This is a genomic window from Cognaticolwellia beringensis, from assembly GCF_002076895.1.
GTDB lineage: Bacteria > Pseudomonadota > Gammaproteobacteria > Enterobacterales > Alteromonadaceae > Cognaticolwellia > Cognaticolwellia beringensis.
The window spans coordinates 4,066,230-4,088,711 of record NZ_CP020465.1 but is presented as its reverse complement, the minus strand read 5'-3'; the positions used below and the strand labels follow the sequence as shown (position 1 = coordinate 4,088,711).

The window sequence follows — 22,482 nt, the reverse complement described above, 5'->3', positions numbered from 1 at the left end:
GAATGAACTCACAGTTTTTTCATGGTTAATTTAAGTATATACAACTCTCTTCTTGAGCCATCATTCAACCATGGCGGATAAAATGACAAGCATAAGGGGTTAATTTTACTCACTTAAAAATTTGATAAAACCTTATAGAGCAGCCATAAACACATAATTTAAATAACAATTAATTTGTTTTTAAATTATGGATTAATAAAGGCGCTGAAAGAAGGTTCGTAGTTGTCAGCAATAACATAAAAAGTAAATCTTACGATGGATAAAACATTACGATAATTAAACTGGCCATTCAGTTTTGGTATTATAAATTTAAATAAAAACTCACAAATAGTTGACAATAACATCAATTATTGAACACAATGAATAAAGTGCAATGCTATCTTCGAACCTACAAATTAAGAGTCCTGCAAAATGAGTGATTACAAAAATTCAAATTATTTATACATTCCGTATTCAGGTCCTTCTTTGCTTGAGGCTCCATTATTAAATAAAGGTAGTGCATTTACCGAAAGAGAACGAAACAGTTTCAACTTACTTGGATTATTACCACCTCGCTACGAAACAATAGATGAACAAGTCGAACGGGCTTATATGCAATACAAGAGCTTTGATGAGCCGATAAATAAGCATATCTATTTACGCGCTATTCAAGACAATAATGAAACATTGTTCTTCCATTTATTACAGTCCCATATTGAAGAAATGCTACCTATCATTTACACACCTACCGTTGGTGATGCCTGTGAAAAATTTTCGGATATTTATCGTTCATCAAGAGGTCTCTTCATTAGCTATGAAGATCGCCATATGATTGATGATATTTTGCGTAACTCAACAAAACAAAATGTAAAAGTTATCGTGGTTACAGATGGTGAGAGAATTTTAGGCTTAGGTGACCAAGGCATAGGAGGTATGGGTATTCCTATAGGTAAACTTTCATTATATACCGCCTGCGGTGGTATTAGCCCTGCATACACATTACCAGTAATGTTGGATGTTGGTACTAATAACAAAAAATTACTGAATGATCCTATGTATATGGGGGCTAAACATGAACGTATCGGACAGCAGGAGTATGATGAATTTTTAGATTTATTTATTCAAGCCACACAGCGCCGCTGGCCTAAAGTTATGATTCAATTTGAAGACTTTGCACAGCCTAATGCAATGCCTTTGCTTAATAGGTACAGAGATCAGATATGTTGTTTTAATGATGATATTCAAGGGACAGCCTCTGTTACATTAGGCACCATATTGGCCGCTTGTCGAACTCGTGGTAGTAAGCTTTCTGATATGAAGGTTGTTTTTGTCGGTGGAGGTTCAGCAGGGTGTGGTATTGCTGAAATGCTAATCAAGCAAATGCGTATTGAAGGTCTTAGTGATACTAATGCACGTAAGCAAGTCTTTATGGTGGACAGAGATGGATTACTTACGCAAGGCATGAACGATTTACGTGATTTCCAAAGTGCACTAAAACAACCGCTATCTGCAATAGTTGATTGGCAATATAGCCGAGAATATGCATCGTTAATTGATGTGATTAATTGCGCTAAGCCTGATATTTTAGTTGGCGTATCTGGTCAGGCAGGCTTATTCACTGAACAAGTTGTGCGTAACATGAAGCAACACTGTGATTTACCCATCATATTTCCATTAAGTAATCCATCAAAGCAAGTTGAGGCGACACCTGAGGATATTATTAAATGGACAAATGGTGAGGTTGTTATCGCGACTGGAAGTCCATTCGAACCAGTAGAGTATAATGGTAAAAAAATTCATATTGCTCAATGTAATAATAGCTATATCTTTCCAGGAATAGGATTAGGTGTGCTGTCATGTAATGCACGTAGAATTAGTGATGAAATGCTTATGGCAGCGAGTAATGCATTGGCAGATTCTTCCCCGCAAGCTAGGGATGTTAATGCTGAATTATTACCCCCTATGACCGAAATAAGCGAACTGAGTCGTAATATCGCCTTAGAGGTCTCTAAAGTTGCTATGAATCAAGGGCTTGCATTGCAACTTTCTGAGGAAGTGTTGATGGCTAAGATAAACGATAACTTCTGGGAAGCTGAATATAGACCATACAAACGTGTCTCTGTATAATTGCAGATAACTTTAGTATATTTTAGTCAGTTACTAAAATAGGTAGTAACTGTAATGAATTATAATAAATATATAAGCATAAAATTTGTGACGTTAGCTGCTAAAAAGATAAAAACTCAAAAAATGGTAATGGTAATGTTATTATTTTTGATGCGGCGCCCATCTTTCATAAGTGCGACAGCTTTACTTTAAGCGCACTTGTTCAATTGCTTTGGCATGGCTAGAATAAATTTCAACTTTTCTCTGCCCTCATCCCCCATGCGATGCAGGTTATTGCCAGAACAAGCACAGCTTTTGTCTTCAATATCGTCAATGATGATTTTAGGCGCTAAATCGATAGGTAATTTCTGCCGAACGGTTTTGTTCTTTGCATGATAACGACTGGTTCATTATCTTCTTTAACAATATAAAGCTTAGCTTTAGCTTCATACTGATCCAAGATATTGCGCGCCAATGATAATTCCCCCCGAGTGGGTAACGCGCTTTATATTATTCACTGATGTGGTTGCCAAAAATGATGTTTATTCGGTAATTATTTGTGCTTGAATAAAGCCAAAATTAATATTTGCGCTAACAACTTTTGAATGAGTTGATAAAAGTACTAAGGCTTTAGAATATGTCGTTTACAAAACGGCGGTACAGATAAGCGGCTGGATACTTACTTTTCAACAAAATCCTTACAGTAATCAAAGGATTTTCGAGGTCATAAATTGCTCTTATCAAATAAATTGAAGCAACTGTTGAGTGAAAAATTGGTTAATTGAATTTGCTATTGTCCAGGCGTACACAATTATTAGGTATGTAGGTATAGAAAAATGAGAGGTAAAGTTTTGCTTAAATATACTTTCTGATCTTCAAAACTGTGGAGTAATGACATATTCATGGTCAGTAGAGATGTCTTTAAAGACTTTGCCTGAAGTACTAACAAATCCCTGAAAAATCTATTCAGCCCTGTATTATCCATAGGAATTGTAATTCTAAAAGCGATTAAAAAACGTAAACGACTCCCGTAATATTATTCAAAAAATGTTGTGTATATTGCAATAAAGGCAGCACCCAAAAAATGGATGACGCCAATATAAAACTAAACACAACTTTGAATCAATTGAGAATTTAATTCAGAAACCGTTTAATAGGCTTTTTTAAAACGAATAGTTACACTAATTCTATTACAGGCTCACTTTTTTTTAGTGATAATACCTTGTAAATAATTGCACCGAGTATTGCGCCAATTACCCAAGCATAACCTGATAAAAAGCTCAGTGAATCAAGCCATACAGTGGCTATTGAGAATAAAGCAGCTAAAGCAAACGCTATAACACCTTTATCATTCCAGCCATTTTTATAGGCATAAGCGCCGTTACTATCATCGCTGTATAAATCATCGATATTAAGTTTCTGACGTTTTATCAAATAGTAATCTGTGATTATAATGCCATACAGCGGAGCAAGTGTTGCACCCAGTGTATTTACAAAACCGCTAATGCCTATTTCACTGATAAGATTGACCCATAATCCACCGATGACTAGAGCAAACATAGAGGTGATCATGCCCGCTTTACAAAACGATATTTTTTGTGGTGCTAAGTTGGCAATACCGTTAACCGCAGGAATAAAGTTGGCAACCAAGTTAATTCCTACCGTGGCAGCAAAGAACGTGATAGCAGCAATGATACTTAAAATTGCGCTGTCAGTCTGTGCAACAATATCGGTCGGATTAGTGAGATTCTCACCATATACCACAGCACCGCCAGCAGTAATTAATAGTGCCAAGGCTGAGAAAAGAATCATATTAGCTGGTAGGCCAACTAAGTTTCCTTTGAGCATGGCTGATTCGCTTTTTGCATAGCGAGAGAAATCACTGAAATTAATCATAACGGCAGAAAAATACGCAATCATAGTACCTACAATAGCAATGAAACCATTAAATTCAGAGCTTAGAGTGGCGTCTTTTTGAGCGAAAAGTGTACCTGCTGCATGTAATAGTTGCCCTTCTGACTTCTGCCATAAAATAATTAACAATCCAATCATAACAATATAAACAAATGGACCTGCAATATTAAGGAACTTGCTAACCCAATTCATACCGCGATTGAAAATATAAATTTGAAATGCCCAAACTAGCAAAAAGGAAATCCAACCAACTGGCGTTAACCCAAGAATTTCAGTAGTAGAACTGCCACCTATGATTGTATTAATCAATAAAGTTAATGCAGTAGATGCGAAGTAGGTTTGTACCCCATACCAAAAAACAGCGACTACAGCACGTAAAATTGCCGGTAATTTTGCACCATGAACACCCATACTTGCACGAGCGAATACAGGAAAAGGAATACCATGTTCTACCCCTGGTTTACCGGATATGTTTACTAGATACATAACAAACATTCCAGAGACCAACAATGCAGAAAATGCGGTCCAACCACTAACACCATAAGTAATAAATAAAGAGGCTACTAGCGTGTAGCCAAACAAGCTTTGAATATCGTTAGCCCAAATATTAGAAACTTCAAACCATCCCCATGTTCGCTTATTTAATGGTACTGGAGCTAAAGCTTCATTGCATAGGTTGTTATCATTAGAGATATAATGTTCAGGTTTTGACATAAGCACCTCGATTATCAAGAAGTGATATTGATAATATGTGTTTCCATCTATTTTTTGAATTTTTTGAATTTTTTGAATTTTTTGAATTTTTTGAATTATCAAACATGATAGATTCCCGATGAATATAGGAAAAAAATATCCTTGAACACAGGCTAAAGCATTTTCCCCTTAAGCAATGTTGCATAATGTGACCTCTTATAATTATATTATTAATACTTTTTATTAGTGCTTATGTCGCCTATCCAAAAGGATATAAAAAAACAACTAAAACACCTATCGATGACCATTAACAACAACAAGGAAAACATTCCTACAGTATATTGTTGACAATTCAACATACCAAAATGAATAGTCATTGTCCACAACCATTTAATTAAAAACTAATAAAAGAATAGTATGAATATATTAGAAAACAACAGAGGTTAATTAACGTTTTTCATTAGGAAAATATAAATGAAAAATAATTATAAAACAGCAGCTTACAAAGAAAGAAGACTAAGGTGAGATAAATATTACGGCCATAACGACCGAGTTTGAAGATAGTAAAAAGCTTTATCACAAACGATAAAGCAAACAAAGTTCCCCTTAGAGAAACACTGATGTTAAGAAATCTAACGGTTGACAGAGAAATTATTCATATGACAATAGCTCTCTTTTGATGGAGCTATTTTTTAAGTTATCTATGTGGTTAGATGATATCCAATCTTTTGATGAATAAGAAAGCGTAAACGTTTTTTCAAAACAGCTCACTGCTTACAGAAATTAAAACCGCAATAAAACAATGAATAAAGCGCGTGTCAGGCACAGGAGTTTCCCGCACAGCTTGTTGTTTGGTTAATTTTTGGTTTGGTCTTGTATCGGGATCGTTCGATTAATGTTGTTGTTAGTAAATTAGACTTATCAGTAACAGATGAGTTAGATGAATAAGTTGCACCAAGTATCTTTCACTAGCGCGCTTAAGGATTGGAAAGAGCCATTAAGTGCCTAGATTAACTTAACGATAGTCCATTGGACAAAGCAAGAAGATAGCGAAAGTGCTGCATTGCGCTATATCCAATATGAAAGATTCTGGTGCGTGATTTCGACACAGAAAATAGCTGTATTCTCTGAAAAAAAATCGGCCCAAACCAAGGACCGCTATGATTTCTAAAAACAGTTATACCATTCAGAAAAATACCCTTAACTGAATGGTTTATCCCCTAAAGAAACTTTTAATGGTACAAAGTAATAACTAGTTTTTAGGGCGTATAAATGGCATATGTCTATTTACGTCTTTGTAAAGTAAGTATCTAAACGGACCTGGTCCGCCGGCATAACAAGATTGTGGGCAAAAAGCGCGTAACCACATAAAATCACCTGCCTCTACTTCAACCCACTCTCCGTTCAAGTGATATACCGCTTTCCCTTCTAGCACATAGAGACCATGTTCCATTACATGCGTTTCATCAAATGGAATAACACCACCGGGTTCAAAGGTTACAATATTAACGTGCATGTCATGGCGCATATCTGATTGCTCAGTAAAGCGGGTAGTTTTCCACACGCCACCAGTATTTGGCATTTCAATGCCTTCAACGTCATTATCACTTGTAACAAAAGCTTCAGGAGCATCAATGCCATCAACAAACTGATAAGCTTTACGGATCCAATGAAACTTTACGTTGGCATTGCTATTATTTTTCAGTGTCCACTTACAACCAGGTGGTAAATAGGCGTAACCACCCGTTTCCAAATGATGATGAGTCCCTTCAATGTTGACATCCATCTCACCTTCAACAACGAAAAGAACAGCTTCAGCCGCTTCGTCTAGTTCAGGGGTTTCAGAACCACCACCAGCACCGACTTCTACAATATATTGAGAAAATGTTTCTGAAAATCCACTTAATGGTCGAGCGATAACCCACATGCGCATTTTTTCCCAAAAAGGTAAATAACTGATAACAATATCAGTTAAAACACGTTTAGGAATAATGGCATAAGATTCGGTGAAAATTGCTCTATCCGAAATCAATTGAGTTTGTGGTGGCAAACCACCTGTTGGTGCATAATATGTATGTTTATCTGACATGGTCATTATTTCCTTGGTGTCTGGGCTGCAATGAATTTTTTTCTGTATTCATGAAGCAAAGGTTCGGTATACCCATTGGGTTGAGTTTTACCTTTAAAAATTAAATCTAATGCTGCTTGAAAAGATAAGCTCTTTTCAAAGTTTGTTGACATAGCTTGATAAGCTGGATCATGAGCGTTTTGATGATCAACAACTTTCGCCATTTTTTCTAACGCTGTTATGACTTGTGTTTCAGTTAAGATGCCATGTTCAAGCCAATTACAAATATGCTGACTTGAGATTCGTAAAGTTGCTCTATCTTCCATTAATCCGATGTTATTTATATCAGGTACTTTCGAAGCCCCCATGCCTAAATCAATCCAGCGCACCACGTAGCCTAAAAGGCCTTGTGCGTTATTGTTTAGCTCTTTATCAATGGCTTCTTTATTGAGGTCTTTAACATTAGCGAGTAAAGGAACCGTTAATAAATCGTCGATACTTACACGTGCCCTTTTAGCTAACGTTTTTTGAATATCAAATACCTTAACTTGATGATAATGCATCGCATGCAGTGTGGCTCCCGTTGGCGATGGTACCCAAGCTGTATTAGCGCCCGCCAATGGGTGAGAAATTTTTGCTTTCATCATCTCGGCCATCTCGTCTGGAATAGCCCACATGCCCTTACCTATTTGTGCTTTTCCTGCAAAGCCGCAAGCTAGACCGATATCAACATTCCAGTCTTCGTAAGCTTTGATCCAAGGCTGGGCTTTCATATTACCTTTTGGCACCATAGGGCCAAGTAACATACTGGTGTGTATTTCGTCGCCAGTTCTATCCAAAAATCCGGTATTAATAAAAACAACGCGACTTTTAACGGCGCGAATACACTCTTTTAAATTCACCGTTGTTCGGCGTTCTTCATCCATTACACCAATTTTAATCGTGTCTCGGGCAAGGTCTAATGCATCTTCAACCGCGTTGAATAATTTATTGGCAAATACCACTTCTTCAGGGCCATGCATTTTCGGCTTAACAATATAAACATTACCATTTCTAGAGTTACGATGAAGGTTAGTTTTTTGTAAATCATGCAAGGCAATTAAAGTACTTATCATGGCGTCCATGATGCCTTCTTGAATTTCAAAACCGTCTTTGTCTACTATGGCTGGGTTTGTCATTAAGTGCCCAACATTACGACAAAATAATAAACTACGACCATGGACATTAAAGTGATTACCCGAGAGATCTAGATATTCTTTATCTGCCTGAAGCACGCGTTTAGTTACCTTGCCAGATTTTTCAATGGTCTCACTTAAATCACCCTTCATTAAGCCAAGCCAGTTGCGATATACGTGGATTTTCTCGTCGGCGTTAACGGCAACAACCGAATCTTCAAAATCTTGTATGGTAGTAAGTGCAGACTCGAGCGTAATATCTTTTATGCCTGCCGCATCAGTTTTCCCGATCACCGACATCGCGTCTACTTCAATGGCCACCCGTAAGTCGTTATGTGTTAATAATATTGAACTTGGGTTGTTTTTTTTCCCTTGATAACCGTTCAGTTGTTGAGCGTTTTGTAATTGGGTAGTTGTTCCGTCAGCTAATGTTATTTGTAACTGGCTTTCGTCAATATAATAACAACATGAATCTGCATGCGAGCCGGATATTAACGGAAAATGGGAGTCTAAAAATTCACGGCCATAGGTAATAACTTTATTAGCGCGAATAGCGTTGTGTGTAGGGCCTTTTTCGGCGCCACCTTCGTTGCTAATCACATCAGTTCCATAAAGTGCATCGTACAAACTGCCCCAGCGGGCGTTCGCTGCATTTAAAGCGAAACGCGCGTTGGCCGTTGGCACCACCAACTGTGGTCCTGCTTGCAAACTTATTTCTGTATCTACATTACTTGTGCTGATTGTAAAGTCTTCACCTTCAGGCACCAAATAACCAATTTCAGAGAGAAATTCTTTATGGGCGACAACATCAAAACGTCCTTGATGCTTAGTGTTCCATTGGTCTATTTGTTCCTGTAAATGAATGCGCTTAGCTAGTAATGCTCTATTTTCTGGCCCTAATTCGTGGGTGATTTTTGATAACATTGTCCAGAAATGTTGCTCGGTAATGTCCAAGCCTGGTAAGACTTCTTCTTTTATAAAGTTTACTAAATCGGTATTTACGTTTAGTGCGTCTTTTTGATGATAGTTTGTCATATTTTTATTTACTCTTTGCTCTTAGACATTTAAAGCTACAATGCCCACAAATGTAAACAAAAATAATGATATTGTCAACCATGCACCGGCGCACTGATTGACAATGCCAATTGATATTGTCAACAATTACACAGGCCCTAGCTCATCAAACATCTGTACAGCAGTTTTAGCTTGATTATCAAGACCTGAATTGGTCATTTAGATCCTTTGTTTGTTGGTATGATGGAGGAATTAAAAGCCTTGCTACATTATGCTTCGAAACAAAAAATGAGTTCATTATTGCCCTGTCATCGCCCGGGTCTACTGGTATGGAAGCTTGTTTAGATAACTTAGTATACAAGCGACAAGATTATCGTTTGTCGAAATGGCGTAATAGAGGATCTGATGATTCAAAACGTTAACCGTATTGGCGCAGTGGCTATTATAGTTGACTCTCTTTGGGGTGAGTAATCGTAGTTGACAAAGTAAAAGACGCTTTAAAAGCAAATCCAGATGCGAAATTTTTAGTTTTTGTTCACGCTGAAACCTCTACAGGTGACTTAATAGATGTAAAACCCGATGCTCTAGCGCACCAACATCACTGTTTAGCTATTGTTGACGCTGTTATTTCACCAGAGAGTGTTGAGCTTAAAGTTGATAACTGGGCATAGATGTTATTTATGCTGGTTCACAAAAATGTTTATCATGTGTATCGAGCTTATCACCTATTTTGTTCAGTGAAAAATAGGTAAATGTTAAAAAAAGTGGCACAAAGATCAAGTCGTCAGAATACTTCGTTACTGAACTATTTTTTCGAGAGATATTTTTGTGAAAAGTTGACAGATACAGCCCCTTGAATACATCTTAAACATGTTAAAGCATTCTGTTAGAATAGTCGGCTATTGATTAAAGATTACCGAGACAGCATGTCAGAATTTAAAGAATTTTCACTTTTAGCGTCAATTATTGACCGTGTTAGTCTTAAAGGCTATAAACAACCCACACCGATCCAAAAAGCATGTATTCCAGCTCTTATTAATGGTAGTGACTTTCTGGGTATAGCCCAAACGGGAACAGGAAAAACCGCCGCCTTTTCATTGCCTATTATCAATAATTTTGGGCGAAACAAAATAGATATCAAAGCTAAGAGCACGCGTTCACTCATACTAACGCCTACAAGAGAGCTTGCCTCGCAAATAATGCAAAACATTGATGACTACTCTGAGGGTTTAGGGCTTAAAACAAAGGTTGTTTATGGTGGCGTAGGAAGACAAGCGCAAGTTGACGCTATCGCGCTTGGACTTGATATTTTAGTGGCCACCCCTGGTAGATTATTGGATTTAATTGAAACGGGCGATATAGATTTTAAGGCGTTAGAAGTATTTGTATTAGATGAAGCAGACACAATGCTTGATATGGGGTTCTTTAACGATGTTCAAAGCATCATATCTAAACTACCAAAGAAGCGACAAACACTATTATTTTCAGCCACTATGCCAGCTGAAATAGAGCTACTTGCAGAAGCGATATTAACCGAACCAACCAAAGTTCAAATTACTGCACAAACAGTTACCATCGACTTGGTTAATCAAAGTGTATACCACCTTGAAAAATCCAATAAACTACCTTTGCTATTTAATATCCTGACAAAAGCTGACTATGAAAAAGTGCTCATCTTTTGTAAAACAAAGTATGGCGCTGACATCATTGTTAAAGAACTAGAAAGAGCATCAATAACTGCCGCTAGCCTTCACAGTGGAAAAACACAAGCAGTTAGGGAAGAAGCCTTACAAAACTTTAAAGATTCTAATTTAAGAGTATTAGTTGCAACTGATGTTGCTGCTCGTGGCATTGATGTTGATAATATTACTTTAGTTATTAACTATAACCTTCCTGAAGATCCAAGAAACTACATACACCGTATAGGGCGAACTGCTCGTGCCGGGAAAAGTGGCATGGCGATTTCATTTACTGTAGAAAATGATATAAGGCAATTAACTAATATTGAAAATAGCATAGGGCAAGTAATTCCTGTTGTTACAGATCAGCCCTTCCATAAAGAGTTTTCAAAAGCGCCTATACAAAACAAGAAAAAGAAACCGGTGAAAAAAACTAATAGACCTAGAACAAAGAGAAAATAAGGATTGTTATAGATTGTCATTTAAAACTTAAAATATAGCCATAACACCCTTATCAAAGCCTGTATATACTTAAAAATGTAAACTACACAGGCTTACTTTAAACCCTGAATATTCTTAGCAGACAAATTAATAATGAGTGCATTTGTTGAGTTTTATCCTACTGGATTAATTTCAAAATGCACTGCCCCCCAGAAAGAGAACAAACAAAGATAGAATGTTAGTAATTAACAAAACTCAATCATTGATGTTAAAACCTATTAAGCTGAATTGAACATTCTTTGTAAGCCATGATCATTAGTATTTTTCAGAGAGATTATTGGCTTCGGTCAACTCCCTACATCACAATGATATAATTAGCCCACAGATATTCTCTTATTACATATGGCATAGATGAGTTAGGCCTATATTAATTTGATTAATTAAGCGTTCTACTTTTTCATGAGGAAAAATGGATAATTACAAGACATAAAATTTAGTAGTAGTTATTCTACTTATAAATTTTATAACGCCGTAGTTATTCATTTTAACCATTAAAAATGAGCAAATAATTAATCAACTTGGTATTATTACTGAAAGCCGTCTTTTCATAATTGTGAGTTTGGTGGCGGTATTATACAGCAAACTTAAAAACATAAATTCCAGAAAGCAAAAAACCATTAACCTGTCGACTAACAGCTTTTTTTAATGTGGCGGAGAGAGATTTGAACTCTAGAATGAATAATAAAAAATATGAGCTTTCTTCTTTATTAACCTCTTGAGCTTTTAATTTTCTGGCTCTGCTTTTGGTTTAGGTGGGAAGTCCAAAGATGATATGTTAGCCGTACGCGATTCAATTTTTAAATGATATAATTAAAAGAAAAAGATGAATAAATGCTAAAGATATCACATGAAATGAACGGTAAAAAGGCCAGATTATAGACTGACCTGGTTTCGCTAATTACAAGTTTATAATCGCTTTATCCAAACCTTGCTTCGATAATTTAACCGCTTGTAGTGGTGTTAAACCGTCTGGATATTCTTCTTGCTCTATAACAAACCATTTTGTGCCACCAACCATTATATCTGCCTTTATAACGGCATCCCAATTTGTTACATCATCTCCAACGATCTGACGTTTACCATTAGTGGCCATTTTAGCTGCTACGTCTCTTGGAAGTTTGGCTTTGATATGCGTGGTTAATGTACGGTTTGGATAACGATTGATATATTCTACAGGGTCTTTTTCCGCAAGTGTCACCCAACCAACATCCATTTGTAAAACAAAGTCTTTAGGTGTTGATTTAGCAATATGATCCCAAAAAGTAGCATCTTTATGATCATCGAATTCTTGCTCATGATTATGGTAACCAAAGTGAAAGCCTTCAGCTTTAAGCTTAGTGAATAACACATTTAAATCAGTAATTAAACTATCTACTTTTGCACTATCCCAACCTCTGTCATCCCAAGGGATAATTAATGTTTCAGTTTTTAAGGTTTTATAAAAAGCAACGGACTTGTCAAAATGTTCGTCATCAAAAGCTGCAAAAGGAGCATGAGCAGAACTTGCTTCTAACCCTAAGCTATCTAAAAAAGCTTTAAGCCCTTTAGCATCGTCTTTATATGGACCAAATTCACCTGCTAATTCAACGCCTTCAAATCCCATATCAGCTAATTGAGTTAACGTACCCTTAAAATCTGCTTTAAGCTCTTCTTTTACAGACCATAATTGCACACCAACTTTAGGAATTGGTTTATTTTTATATTGCTGTGTGCTTTTATCTTGGTGCAATGGGGATGTGCAAGATATACAAGCGATACACACCACAATTACTATTGTTATTAGTTTTAATAGTTTCATTCTTATTCCTATTTGGTTGAATTTCTCTAATTCGTTGATAAGTACTATATTCGTTTAGCTGCTATTTCTTTAACAGCATAGTCAACAGCTCTGGCAGTTAATGCCATAAAGGTTAAACTAGGATTTTGTACCGCAGATGAACAAAAACTCGCACCATCAGTTACAAATAAATTAGGGATGTCATGGCTTTGATTGAAACCATTTAAGATGGAAGTTTTAGCATCACGTCCCATTCTGGCTGTGCCTAATTCATGAATAGCTAAGCCTGGAGGACCATGCATAGTATTGCCTGAAACATTTTTTAATCCAGCAGCCTTTAACATTTTTATTGACTGTTCAACGGCATCTTCCATCATCATTTTTTCATTGTCAGAAAAACGTACATCAAATTCTATTTGTGGGATTCCCCATTTGTCTTTTAGAGAGGGGTGTAAGCGCATTTGATTTTCAAATCTAGGTAACATTTCACCTTGTGCAGCTAATTGAAAGTGCCATTTACCTGCTTGTTTTAATTTGTTTTTATATTCAACACCTAAACCATCTTGTGCTTGTTGTGCTTCCCACCCTTCTCGATAAGCTGAAGCATGTAAAGCATAACCTCTTAAAAAGTCTCTTTGACGATCAGGTTTATAAAAGAAATTTGGGATCATAAGGCCAGTAGGTCTTCGGCCTTTATAATATTCATTCTCATAACCTTCTACCTCTCCAGAAGCAACGCCATTAAAGTTATGGTCCATCAAATAATGACCTAATACACCCGAACTATTAGCAATACCATTAGGGAATTTTTTAGAAATAGAGTTCATTAATATTTGTGTTGAGCCGATCGTTGATGCGCAAACAAAAATAACATTGGCAAAATATTCTCGTTCACTTAAGTCATCATTATCAATAACTCTTACACCTTTAACACGGTTAGTTTTTTCATCATAAATAAGACTATGTACAACGCTATTAGGTGCAATATGCAAATTACCTGTTTTAGCTGCAGCAGGTAAAGTCGAACTTTGAGTACTAAAGTAAGCCCCGTATGAGCAACCTGCATGACATTCATTCCTTGCCTGACACTGTATTCGCCCTTGTGAAATATGTAGATCAGTAGGTTGAGTTAAATGAGCAGTTCGCCCCATAATCATAGGGCGCTCAGGATATAACTTAGAAAACTTCTCTTGCATATCCTTTTCAATGGTCATCATTTCAAATGGAGGTAAGAACTCACTGTCAGGTAAATTAGGTAAATTTTCTTTTGAGCCACTTATACCGGCATGAATTTCAACATGTGAATACCACTTTTCGATGTCCTTTGAGCGAATTGGCCAGTCTGTTCCATAACCATCAACTTTATTGGCATTAAAATCATATTCACCTAAACGGTAACACTGACGATGCCAAGTCAATGATTTACCGCCTAATTGATTGCCTCTAATCCAAGAAAAGGTAGTACCTTCTTTAGTTTGGTATGGTAAGTCACGATCGTTACCAAAAAACTGTTTCGTAGTATTGCCAAAGGCATAACATTGCTTTTGAACTGAGTGTTGCTGATCAGTCAATAAGTTTTCTACACGTCCTCTGTGCTCTTGACGCCACATAGGAGTATTCTCACCGGTATAATCTTTGCGATGTTCAACAACACGACCGCGTTCAATCATTAATGTTTTTAGGCCACGTTCACAAAGCTCTTTCGCCGCCCAACCACCTGAAATACCAGAGCCAATAACAATGGCGTCATATACTTCACTGGTTTTATTTATATAAACTTGTTCTTTCATAATTATTATCTCATATCAAATAGACTCACCAAGGTGTTAGCTCTTTTGGGGGTAGCACCTAAATACTGCGCTGAAGCTTATTAGTTAAATAAACCTTTAGTAGCCCATGAAGGATCTGAGTTCTTATAAGGAATTGACCCCTTAAAGCCACCCGGAACTGGGTCATAACGTAATTCTTGAGTGCCGCCTACTTCAGATGTGTAATAACCAAAACAAATATATTGTTTTAATATTTTAAAATCTGCACGCTGTGCTTGATTGAAATTTTGTTCACCGAGATCAAGATTCGTTAATAAATAAAATTGTTGCTCTGATGTTAGCTCTAGAAATGGCTTAGATAGATGTTGTTGAGCACTCGCATCGACTAACTTTAGTATATCTAATACAACATTTTGTTCCGCTTTAGTGTGACAACTAAAAAGTTGGTTATCAAGAAAGCCATGAGTATCAACTTCTGCTGCGCCTAAGGTTTCTGTTTTAGGAATAACTATTGAACATATTTGTTTGAGTAGTTTTAATTGATGCTTATTAAATACTTTACCGTCAGTTAATGAGCTATCTTTTCTTGGCACATAAGCCATAGCTACAGAAATAGCATTACCTGTTAACATTGAACCAACAACAACACCACCAACCATAGTTGTGAAGCCTTTTAGAAAACTTCGTCTTGAGTTTTCATTTGTTAATGTTGTTGATTTCTTATCATCATTCATAGTAAATCCCCCCTTTAACTCTTTTGTTTTATTTATTTTTATTTATTAAATTTAATTGTTATTTCAGATGAGTATTTTTTCTCTTCATATAGAAATATAAAAAGCTGAATGCAACAATCAGTATTGCAGGAAAAAACGTAAGATTAGCTAATACGCTTTGACCTGCTAAAAGTTCTGGTTCAACACCGGTAGCGATTGAAGCATTGGCCTTTTCACGAGCACTGTCGATCCAACTTCCGATAACAGGATTCCATAAACTTAAAGCAAACATGCCCGCACCACCAATCATCGACATACCTAAAGCTCCGCTTTCTGGAATATTTTCTGCAACAAATCCCACCATGGTTGGCCAAAAATACATTACGCCAACCGCAAATAATATGGCTGCAATATAAACCATAGGGCCTGTAGCAATACTCATTGAGTATATACCTGCTGTAGAGACAATCGCAGAAAACAGAAGCACTCCAACAGGGTTTAAACGATGGATAACAGGTCCTGCAAAATAACGGCCTACTGCCATTAATCCGGTGATTAACGCCATAATTAACATAGGTGATGCGCCCGATGCGCCCATAATTCGTTCGATCCATTGTTGAGTTCCTAACTCAGCAGTTGTTGTTAGCGTCATGCAAAAAGCAATAAAAATGAATAGTGGAGAAAATAATGCTTTTACATTGCCGCTGGTCGACCCTTTAATACGTTCAAATTCTTGAAAGCGTTGTTTCAAAGTCATCAAACCATATATAACCGCTGGAATTAACATGACTACTATTTGTAATTGCCAACCTAAATTTGCATCGGTCATTGCTTTTGAAATAAGCGCACCTACAACTATTCCACCTGGAAACCAAACATGAAACTTATTTAGCATAGTGGTTTTTTTATCTGGATACGTTTCAGCAATTAATGGATTACAGCCAGCTTCTACAGCGCCATTAGCGAAACCTATAAAAAATGTTGAAATGAGTAAACTCCAAAATCCTTCGGCAGAGATAGTAAGAAGTAGCCCAGCTATATGAAATACAAAGGCAATTAACAATAGTTTTTTCGCACCAAGACTATTGTACAGTGCTCCACCAATCATCATAGAAACAGGAAAACCCATAAAAGCCATAGCGTTTATCCAACCAAGCTGCCCATCGCTAAGTGCAAACTCTGCACCTAGTTGGCTTAAAATACCTGCTCGTATTGCAAAAGTCATTGACGTAACAAGTAAAGCTAAACAGCAAATGGTAAAGATCCGTGAAGAGTCTTTTGTGCTTATAGTTTTAGTAACTTTCATAAGCTTGTTCCTTTATTTCAGCCCTAAAAGGCGTTTATTAGCATTATTATCTGTAGCTACTGCTGCAAAATCGTCAAATGCCTTTTCAGTAGGGTTAATAATATGTTGGTCAATAAATATAGCCCCTTCTTTAGCACCATCTTCTGGGTGTTTGATACAACACTCCCATTCGAGCACAGCCCAACCAGTAAAACCGTATTGAGTTAATTTACTAAAAATAGCATTGAAATTAATTTGACCATCGCCTAATGAACGAAAACGTCCGGGTCTGTCTTGCCAAGATTGATAACCACCATACACACCACTACGACCTGATGGGTTGAACTCTGCATCTTTAACATGAAAAGCTTTAATACGTTCATGATAGATATCGATAAAAGCAAGGTAATCTAATTGCTGTAAAACAAAGTGACTTGGATCATATAAGATATTGGCACGTGGATGGTTATTTACGGCCTCAAGAAAACGTTCAAAGCTTGCACCATCGTGCAAATCTTCTCCTGGATGTAATTCATAACAAACATCAACACCCGCTGCATCAAAGGCCTCTAGTATAGGTAACCATCTATTTGCTAATTCTTCAAAACCTAACTCCACTAAGCCAGGAGGTCTTTGTGGCCAAGGGTAAAAAGTATGCCACAATAGTGCGCCTGAAAAAGTAACATGTGCTTTTAAACCAAGTCGTTTACTTGCTTTCGCTGCACATTTTAATTGGTCTATTGCCCACTCAGTTCTAGCTTCTGGGTTTTTTCTAAAAGCTTCAGGAGCAAAACCGTCAAACATTTCATCGTAAGCGGGATGAACAGCCACCAACTGACCCTGAAGATGCGTAGAAAGCTCTGTTATTACTAAACCAGCATCTGCAACTATTGCGGTTATTTCGTCACAGTAACTTTGACTGTTTGCAGCTTTTGATAAGTCGATAAGTTTAGGAGAGGTTGGTAATTGAATACCTTTGTAACCTAAATTTGCCGCCCAATGACATAATGAAGGTAAGTCATTAAATGGTGCTTCATCTCCCATAAATTGAGCAAGAAAAATAGCTGGGCCTTTAATTTTTTGCATTTGTGTTCCCATAAAATTTTCTTATCCTTTATCTAATTCATTTAGTAGAGTTATTTTTTGCGGCTTTAATGAAAATGGATGCCATTTAATTTCTGACTGACTCGCAGCCACGACATTTTCAATAAAAGCCATTCCTCTGATAGCTGACTCAATGCCCGGAACATCATTTATTGCTGCTTTATCATGAGTGTTTAGATCACTATTGTTAGCATCACTAGCATTAATATCAACAAAGAGCCTATCGCGTATTTGATATGAAAACTGAGTGTAAATATTGGCAAAAGCTTCTAAGTACCCTTCAGGGTGACCTGCTGGCGTTCTCATGTTCGCCTGTGTTATCTTATCCATTTCGCCAACTCCTGCACGAATTAGTTGGCTGGGTTTATCAGCAAACTTCATTAATACAGTGTTTGGTTCAAGCTGCGACCACTCGATACTAGCTGTTTCACCATACACACGTAACTTAAGGGAATTCTCTTCACCTATAGATACTTGGCTGGCTTGTAATGTACCTTGTGCACCAGAATTAAAACGAAGTAAAACCGTTCCATCATCGTCAAGTAGTCGGCCAGCAACATTAGTTGATAAGTCAGCACAAAGTTCGGTAATGCTAAGACCTGTTACATACTCAGCAAGATTAGCTGCATGAACACCAATATCACCCATACAACAACTAATACCTGATTTTTTAGGATCTAAACGCCATGCTGCTTGTTTACTATTTTCATCGTTTTTATTAGCTAACCAACCTTGTGGATATTCAACTACAACTTTTTTTATTTTACCTAGCTGACCTTGTTTAATACGTGCTTTAGCCTCTTTCACCATAGGGTAACCCGTATAGGTGTGAGTTAGACCGTATAATAAACCTGTTTGTTCAATGATGTCTTTCAACGCTAGCGCTTCTGCTAAATCAACCGTTGCTGGTTTATCTGACATTACATGAAAGCCCTGTTCAAGAGCCATTTTAGCAATAGGGAAATGTAAAAAATTGGGGGTGACAATAACCACCATATCCATACGTTTATCATCACCAAGTAGTGCTTCTTGTTTTAACATTTCTTGATAAGATCGGTAACAGCGGCTTTCTTCTAAGTAGAGTGCTTTACCAGAGGCAACAGCGTTATCTGGATCAGAACTAAAGGCTCCACAAACTAATTCAATTTGATTATCTAGTTGTGCTGCTATGCGATGAATTGCGCCAATAAAAGCGCCCTGTCCGCCACCAACCATACCCATTCTAATTTTTCGCATAAATAGTTAACTCTTTTTGAAATATAAATTACAACACTACCATTTAGTCATAAGTTAATGACCTTATTATTAGTGACTATTTACTATAAGGAAATTTCAATGTGTTGTGTTAATAATAAATCGGTTTTTTATGCAACAAAATCGGCGTAATATATTTTATAACAAGCGCTAAACTGAGTTATTATAGAGACGTAGAATAATAGAAGTTGGTCATCATGAAATAACTTCATAGATTAGCTATGTCACCAAAACAGTAACTTCTCATTTGCGAAAAAGTTAGTACTAAATGGATTAATGTTCATTAATGTTTTAAAACAGCTAACCAAATTATGTGGTAAGAGGTTAGCGTCGATTGATAAAAATCCGGCTTTATTTTTGCAATATTTTAGATAGAAACTGACGATTTGTTGGTAATGCACTAAGCAATTTTTCAGTATTATGGAGCGTTTCATTTCGTAAGCGCTTTATTAGCGAAGCTTCTTTTTGACCTAATGGGTGCGGCGCTGTATTAAAGCCCATACCATATAATACATATTGTTTACTTGCTGACGAAAAGAGTTCAAAGCGTTGATTGGATTCATAAAGCCCAGGTGCTTGTGAACGCCATAATTGCAATGACTCTTGTAAACTTTCGGGAATTGAACCTAGTTGTTGATGTGCTTGCCAGTACTCACTGTCTGTACGATTTGACAGTACATAGTGCAGCTTAAGGAAATCGATAATTTCCTTCCACCGTTGTAAGGTGAGGTTATTAAATCTTTTCGCCAAAACTGACATAGCATCAGAATCACGCGGAAGTTGTTGGCTGACCCATTCAGCAGATTTTTCTATCAAGACTAAAGCCGTTGCTTCTAACGGTTCGACAAAACCTGCTGAAACACCAATAGCGACACAGTTTTTGTGCCAGAAGGTTTCCCTGTGGCCTGGGTTAAACTTTATAATCCGGGGCGTCAGTTTCTGTGCAGTAAGCAAAGGGTCATTTTTTACGTACATAGACAATGCGTCTTCCGCATCTCCTACATTAGTGAAGTCACTAGAGAATACATGACCAATTCCTCTGCGGTTTTGCAGGGAAATATCCCAAATCCAACCACTTTGCTGCGCTGTTGCAATCGTGCTTGAAGCGATTGGCGTGTCCTCTGAGGCATGCTCCACTTGAAGAGCGAGTGCTGTATCGTTAAATAAAATATGTTTCTGGGATTTAAAGGAGATCTGATAATGTTTACCAATCAATATCGCCGCAAAACCACTGCAGTCGATGAATAAATCCCCTGCTATATGTTCCCCATCAGATAATACAATTTCAGAAATATCACCATTCTCAGCAGAAAGTACCTGTTCTACATGACCTTGGATATATTTTACACCAAGATTATCGACACAATGTTGGTGAAGTATTTTTACAAATTTCCCAGCGTTAAGGTGATAACCATAGTTTACACTAAAAGCATATTCAGACATTTTTGGTAACTTAGGCGCTAGATTGTAATCACAAATAGTCCCCTGTGCACAAACCCAGTTTTCAAAATTCATGTCTTTAGTTGCCGCTGACCAGTGGTCAGCCATGCTTACTACACCATATCCAGACGGAGCGGTAAAAGGATGATAATAATGCTCATTTTGACCGTTAGACCAACCGACAAATTTAGACGCTTGTTTGAAACTCGCGTCACAACAAGAGAGGAACTCCCTTTCGGAAATACCGATCTGGCGGAGGGTATCTCGCATGGTTGGCCAAGTGCCTTCACCAACCCCCAAATTTTTAACGTCTGGAGATTCCACTAGGATAACTTCAGTATCTTGCGTTGGCGCACCTTTTAAATAATGCTGAGCAGCAATAATACCTGCCGTTAACCAACCTGCTGTACCGCCACCTACAATAACAACTCTAGTTTTCATTTCTTCTCGTTTAATATCAAGGTATTTAGTTATAGATAAATAAACAACATTTTTTCAAAATCATATAAGCTATTAGTCGATTAAATGCCTTTAACTGGACAGTACTTTTTAATAAAATCACTATGCGTAGGGAGTTGTTCAACCGATTTTTCGATCCTGATTTTTAGAGCCTTCATTTGATCTTTTAATCCTTCGGTAGGTATCACACAACTACCTTTATGATGCCGTTTAGGCATAAGGCCCTGCCCCATCATCACTTGCACCCATGAGTCTACTCTAAATAAGTTAACATCGTCAGGCCATGCATAACCATTTTCTCTAAAAATAGCCATGCGATGAGCCAATGATTCAGGAATTTCCATCGTTCGGTAATGCTCCCAAAATGGGCTGTCATCACGTTCGGTTAGGTGATAATGCAAAATAATGAAATCACGAACAGTTTCAGCTTCCCGTTGAACCTCACGATTATATTGTTCAGCTAATAGCGCTGAATTCCCACTAAAAGGGAACAACTTCATTAATCGAAGCAAAGCAGTAGTAACAAGGTGAATACTGGTTGATTCTAAAGGTTCTAAAAACCCACTGGATAAGCCAATAGCAATACAGTTTTTATGCCAAGCTTTCTCACGTCGCCCCGTTGTAAAACGAACTAATCTAGGTTCTGTGATCGGTTCTCCCGTTAGGTTACCCATCAATGTGCTGCGAGCTTCATCGTCAGATAAGTATTTACTACTATAAACAATTCCATTACCAACACGGCCTTGCAATGGAATCCTCCATTGCCAGCCAGCACGGTGTGCTATAGATTGAGTGTATGGACGTGGTTCTTCTACTGTTTTTGTTTGTACTGCAATGGCACTATCTGCCGCTAAATAATGACTCCAATCTTCAAAGCCTACATTAAGATGTTCGCCAATTAATAGTCCTTTAAAGCCAGTACAATCAATAAAAACATCACCTAAGATTTCTTTACCACAGCTTAAAGTAAGTGAGCTGATGTTACCCGTCGCATCTTTTTTAACTCGTTCTATAAAGCCTTCTTCACGCTTAACGCCAGCAGTTTCACTTTTTTTTCGTAAATAATGAGCATAGGCCGTAGCATCGAAATGATAAGCAAAGTTAACCGGTTTATTACCCGCCTGTGTAGCAAACTTATTGGCTTTGGCTGCTTTTAGTTCGAGGCAATAATCTTCCAAGCTTCCACCAAAACCTTGTGCTTTAGCTTCCATCCAAAACTCGTGAAATTCAGCCATCCAAGAGCGCTGACCAATTTCGCCAAAAGAATGAAAATAACTATCGTTTTGTTGTCCCCAATTATCAAACTGAATACCTAATTTAAACGTTGCTTGGGTCTCAGCCATAAATTCTTGTTCATCAATACCTATTAAGCGATGATACGTTCGCATGGTTGGAATTGTAGCTTCACCTACACCAATTGTACCAATTTGATCGGATTCTATTAGTGTAATATCTAAGACACTACCAAGGCGGGTTACTAAACTGAAGGCACTAAGCCAGCCCGCTGTTCCACCACCTGCAATGACTACTTTGGTTTTTAAATTGGTCATAC

The 22,482-nt window shown here is 37.3% G+C and carries 13 protein-coding genes and 2 pseudogenes; 4 read left to right on the top strand and 11 right to left on the bottom strand.

The features are described from left to right. Window positions 1–411 precede the first annotated feature (411 nt). Entirely contained in the window at window positions 412–2,106 is a 1,695-nt protein-coding gene (locus B5D82_RS17190; RefSeq protein WP_081153262.1) for an NAD-dependent malic enzyme, read from the top strand. A 1,155-nt stretch (window positions 2,107–3,261) separates the two neighbouring features. Here B5D82_RS17190 and B5D82_RS17185 read toward each other — a convergent pair. Further along, a complete protein-coding gene (locus tag B5D82_RS17185; protein ID WP_081154585.1) occupies window positions 3,262–4,713 on the bottom strand; it encodes an NCS1 family nucleobase:cation symporter-1 in 1,452 nt (483 codons plus the stop codon). Between the two features lie 813 nt (window positions 4,714–5,526). Here B5D82_RS17185 and B5D82_RS20360 point away from each other — a divergent pair. Beyond that, a pseudogene (locus tag B5D82_RS20360) lies at window positions 5,527–5,617 on the top strand (transposase domain-containing protein); the annotation flags it as partial. 327 nt (window positions 5,618–5,944) lie between these two features. On the opposite strand, the gene B5D82_RS17175 reads toward B5D82_RS20360, so the two are convergent. After that, entirely contained in the window at window positions 5,945–6,781 is an 837-nt protein-coding gene (locus B5D82_RS17175; RefSeq protein ID WP_081154583.1) for a bifunctional allantoicase/(S)-ureidoglycine aminohydrolase, read from the bottom strand. 5 nt (window positions 6,782–6,786) lie between these two features. Then, a complete protein-coding gene (locus tag B5D82_RS17170) occupies window positions 6,787–8,970 on the bottom strand; it encodes a malate synthase G (RefSeq protein WP_081153259.1) in 2,184 nt (727 codons plus the stop codon). A gap of 189 nt (window positions 8,971–9,159) precedes the next feature. Between B5D82_RS17170 and B5D82_RS20180 the strand changes: the two are divergent. Beyond that, window positions 9,160–9,688: pseudogene (locus B5D82_RS20180) on the top strand (aminotransferase class V-fold PLP-dependent enzyme); the annotation flags it as partial. A gap of 187 nt (window positions 9,689–9,875) precedes the next feature. Continuing rightward, entirely contained in the window at window positions 9,876–11,090 is a 1,215-nt protein-coding gene (locus B5D82_RS17165) for a DEAD/DEAH box helicase (protein WP_081153257.1), read from the top strand. 937 nt (window positions 11,091–12,027) lie between these two features. Here the strand turns inward: B5D82_RS17165 and B5D82_RS17160 are convergent. From B5D82_RS17160 to B5D82_RS17125, 8 genes are all read right to left on the bottom strand, one after another. Beyond that, a complete protein-coding gene (locus B5D82_RS17160; protein WP_081153255.1) occupies window positions 12,028–12,927 on the bottom strand; it encodes a sugar phosphate isomerase/epimerase family protein in 900 nt (299 codons plus the stop codon). Window positions 12,928–12,971: 44 nt separating this feature from the next. Further along, window positions 12,972–14,696: a GMC oxidoreductase gene (locus B5D82_RS17155; protein WP_081153254.1), complete on the bottom strand. Its 1,725-nt coding sequence runs from the start codon at window positions 14,694–14,696 to the stop codon at window positions 12,972–12,974. A gap of 80 nt (window positions 14,697–14,776) precedes the next feature. Further along, on the bottom strand, window positions 14,777–15,409 hold the full coding sequence (locus B5D82_RS17150; protein ID WP_081153252.1) for a gluconate 2-dehydrogenase subunit 3 family protein: 633 nt from the start codon (window positions 15,407–15,409) through the stop codon (window positions 14,777–14,779). Between the two features lie 58 nt (window positions 15,410–15,467). Next, window positions 15,468–16,694, bottom strand: coding sequence for an MFS transporter (locus B5D82_RS17145; RefSeq protein WP_245807503.1), 1,227 nt, complete (start codon window positions 16,692–16,694; stop codon window positions 15,468–15,470). Window positions 16,695–16,706: 12 nt separating this feature from the next. Beyond that, window positions 16,707–17,759 carry a sugar phosphate isomerase/epimerase family protein gene (locus tag B5D82_RS17140; protein ID WP_081154580.1) on the bottom strand — a complete coding sequence of 351 codons (1,053 nt, stop codon included), beginning with the start codon at window positions 17,757–17,759 and terminating at the stop codon, window positions 16,707–16,709. A gap of 21 nt (window positions 17,760–17,780) precedes the next feature. Then, window positions 17,781–19,013 (bottom strand): Gfo/Idh/MocA family protein, encoded by a 1,233-nt coding sequence (locus B5D82_RS17135; protein WP_081153251.1) that lies wholly within the window; start codon window positions 19,011–19,013, stop codon window positions 17,781–17,783. A 369-nt stretch (window positions 19,014–19,382) separates the two neighbouring features. Continuing rightward, window positions 19,383–20,912, bottom strand: a complete 1,530-nt coding sequence (locus B5D82_RS17130; RefSeq protein WP_081153249.1) for a tryptophan halogenase family protein — start codon at window positions 20,910–20,912, stop codon at window positions 19,383–19,385. Window positions 20,913–20,992: 80 nt separating this feature from the next. Beyond that, window positions 20,993–22,480 (bottom strand): tryptophan halogenase family protein, encoded by a 1,488-nt coding sequence (locus tag B5D82_RS17125; protein WP_081153248.1) that lies wholly within the window; start codon window positions 22,478–22,480, stop codon window positions 20,993–20,995. Window positions 22,481–22,482: the final 2 nt, after the last annotated feature.

What these genes read in the sequence shown, in the direction of transcription:
- B5D82_RS17190 (WP_081153262.1), top strand. Translation starts at nt 412, where the DNA reads ATGAGTGATTACAAAAATTCAAATTATTTATACATTCCGTATTCAGGT.
- B5D82_RS17185 (WP_081154585.1), bottom strand. Translation starts at nt 4,713, where the DNA reads ATGTCAAAACCTGAACATTATATCTCTAATGATAACAACCTATGCAAT.
- B5D82_RS17175 (WP_081154583.1), bottom strand. Translation starts at nt 6,781, where the DNA reads ATGTCAGATAAACATACATATTATGCACCAACAGGTGGTTTGCCACCA.
- B5D82_RS17170 (WP_081153259.1), bottom strand. Translation starts at nt 8,970, where the DNA reads ATGACAAACTATCATCAAAAAGACGCACTAAACGTAAATACCGATTTA.
- B5D82_RS17165 (WP_081153257.1), top strand. Translation starts at nt 9,876, where the DNA reads ATGTCAGAATTTAAAGAATTTTCACTTTTAGCGTCAATTATTGACCGT.
- B5D82_RS17160 (WP_081153255.1), bottom strand. Translation starts at nt 12,927, where the DNA reads ATGAAACTATTAAAACTAATAACAATAGTAATTGTGGTGTGTATCGCT.
- B5D82_RS17155 (WP_081153254.1), bottom strand. Translation starts at nt 14,696, where the DNA reads ATGAAAGAACAAGTTTATATAAATAAAACCAGTGAAGTATATGACGCC.
- B5D82_RS17150 (WP_081153252.1), bottom strand. Translation starts at nt 15,409, where the DNA reads ATGAATGATGATAAGAAATCAACAACATTAACAAATGAAAACTCAAGA.
- B5D82_RS17145 (WP_245807503.1), bottom strand. Translation starts at nt 16,694, where the DNA reads ATGAAAGTTACTAAAACTATAAGCACAAAAGACTCTTCACGGATCTTT.
- B5D82_RS17140 (WP_081154580.1), bottom strand. Translation starts at nt 17,759, where the DNA reads ATGCAAAAAATTAAAGGCCCAGCTATTTTTCTTGCTCAATTTATGGGA.
- B5D82_RS17135 (WP_081153251.1), bottom strand. Translation starts at nt 19,013, where the DNA reads ATGCGAAAAATTAGAATGGGTATGGTTGGTGGCGGACAGGGCGCTTTT.
- B5D82_RS17130 (WP_081153249.1), bottom strand. Translation starts at nt 20,912, where the DNA reads ATGAAAACTAGAGTTGTTATTGTAGGTGGCGGTACAGCAGGTTGGTTA.
- B5D82_RS17125 (WP_081153248.1), bottom strand. Translation starts at nt 22,480, where the DNA reads ATGACCAATTTAAAAACCAAAGTAGTCATTGCAGGTGGTGGAACAGCG.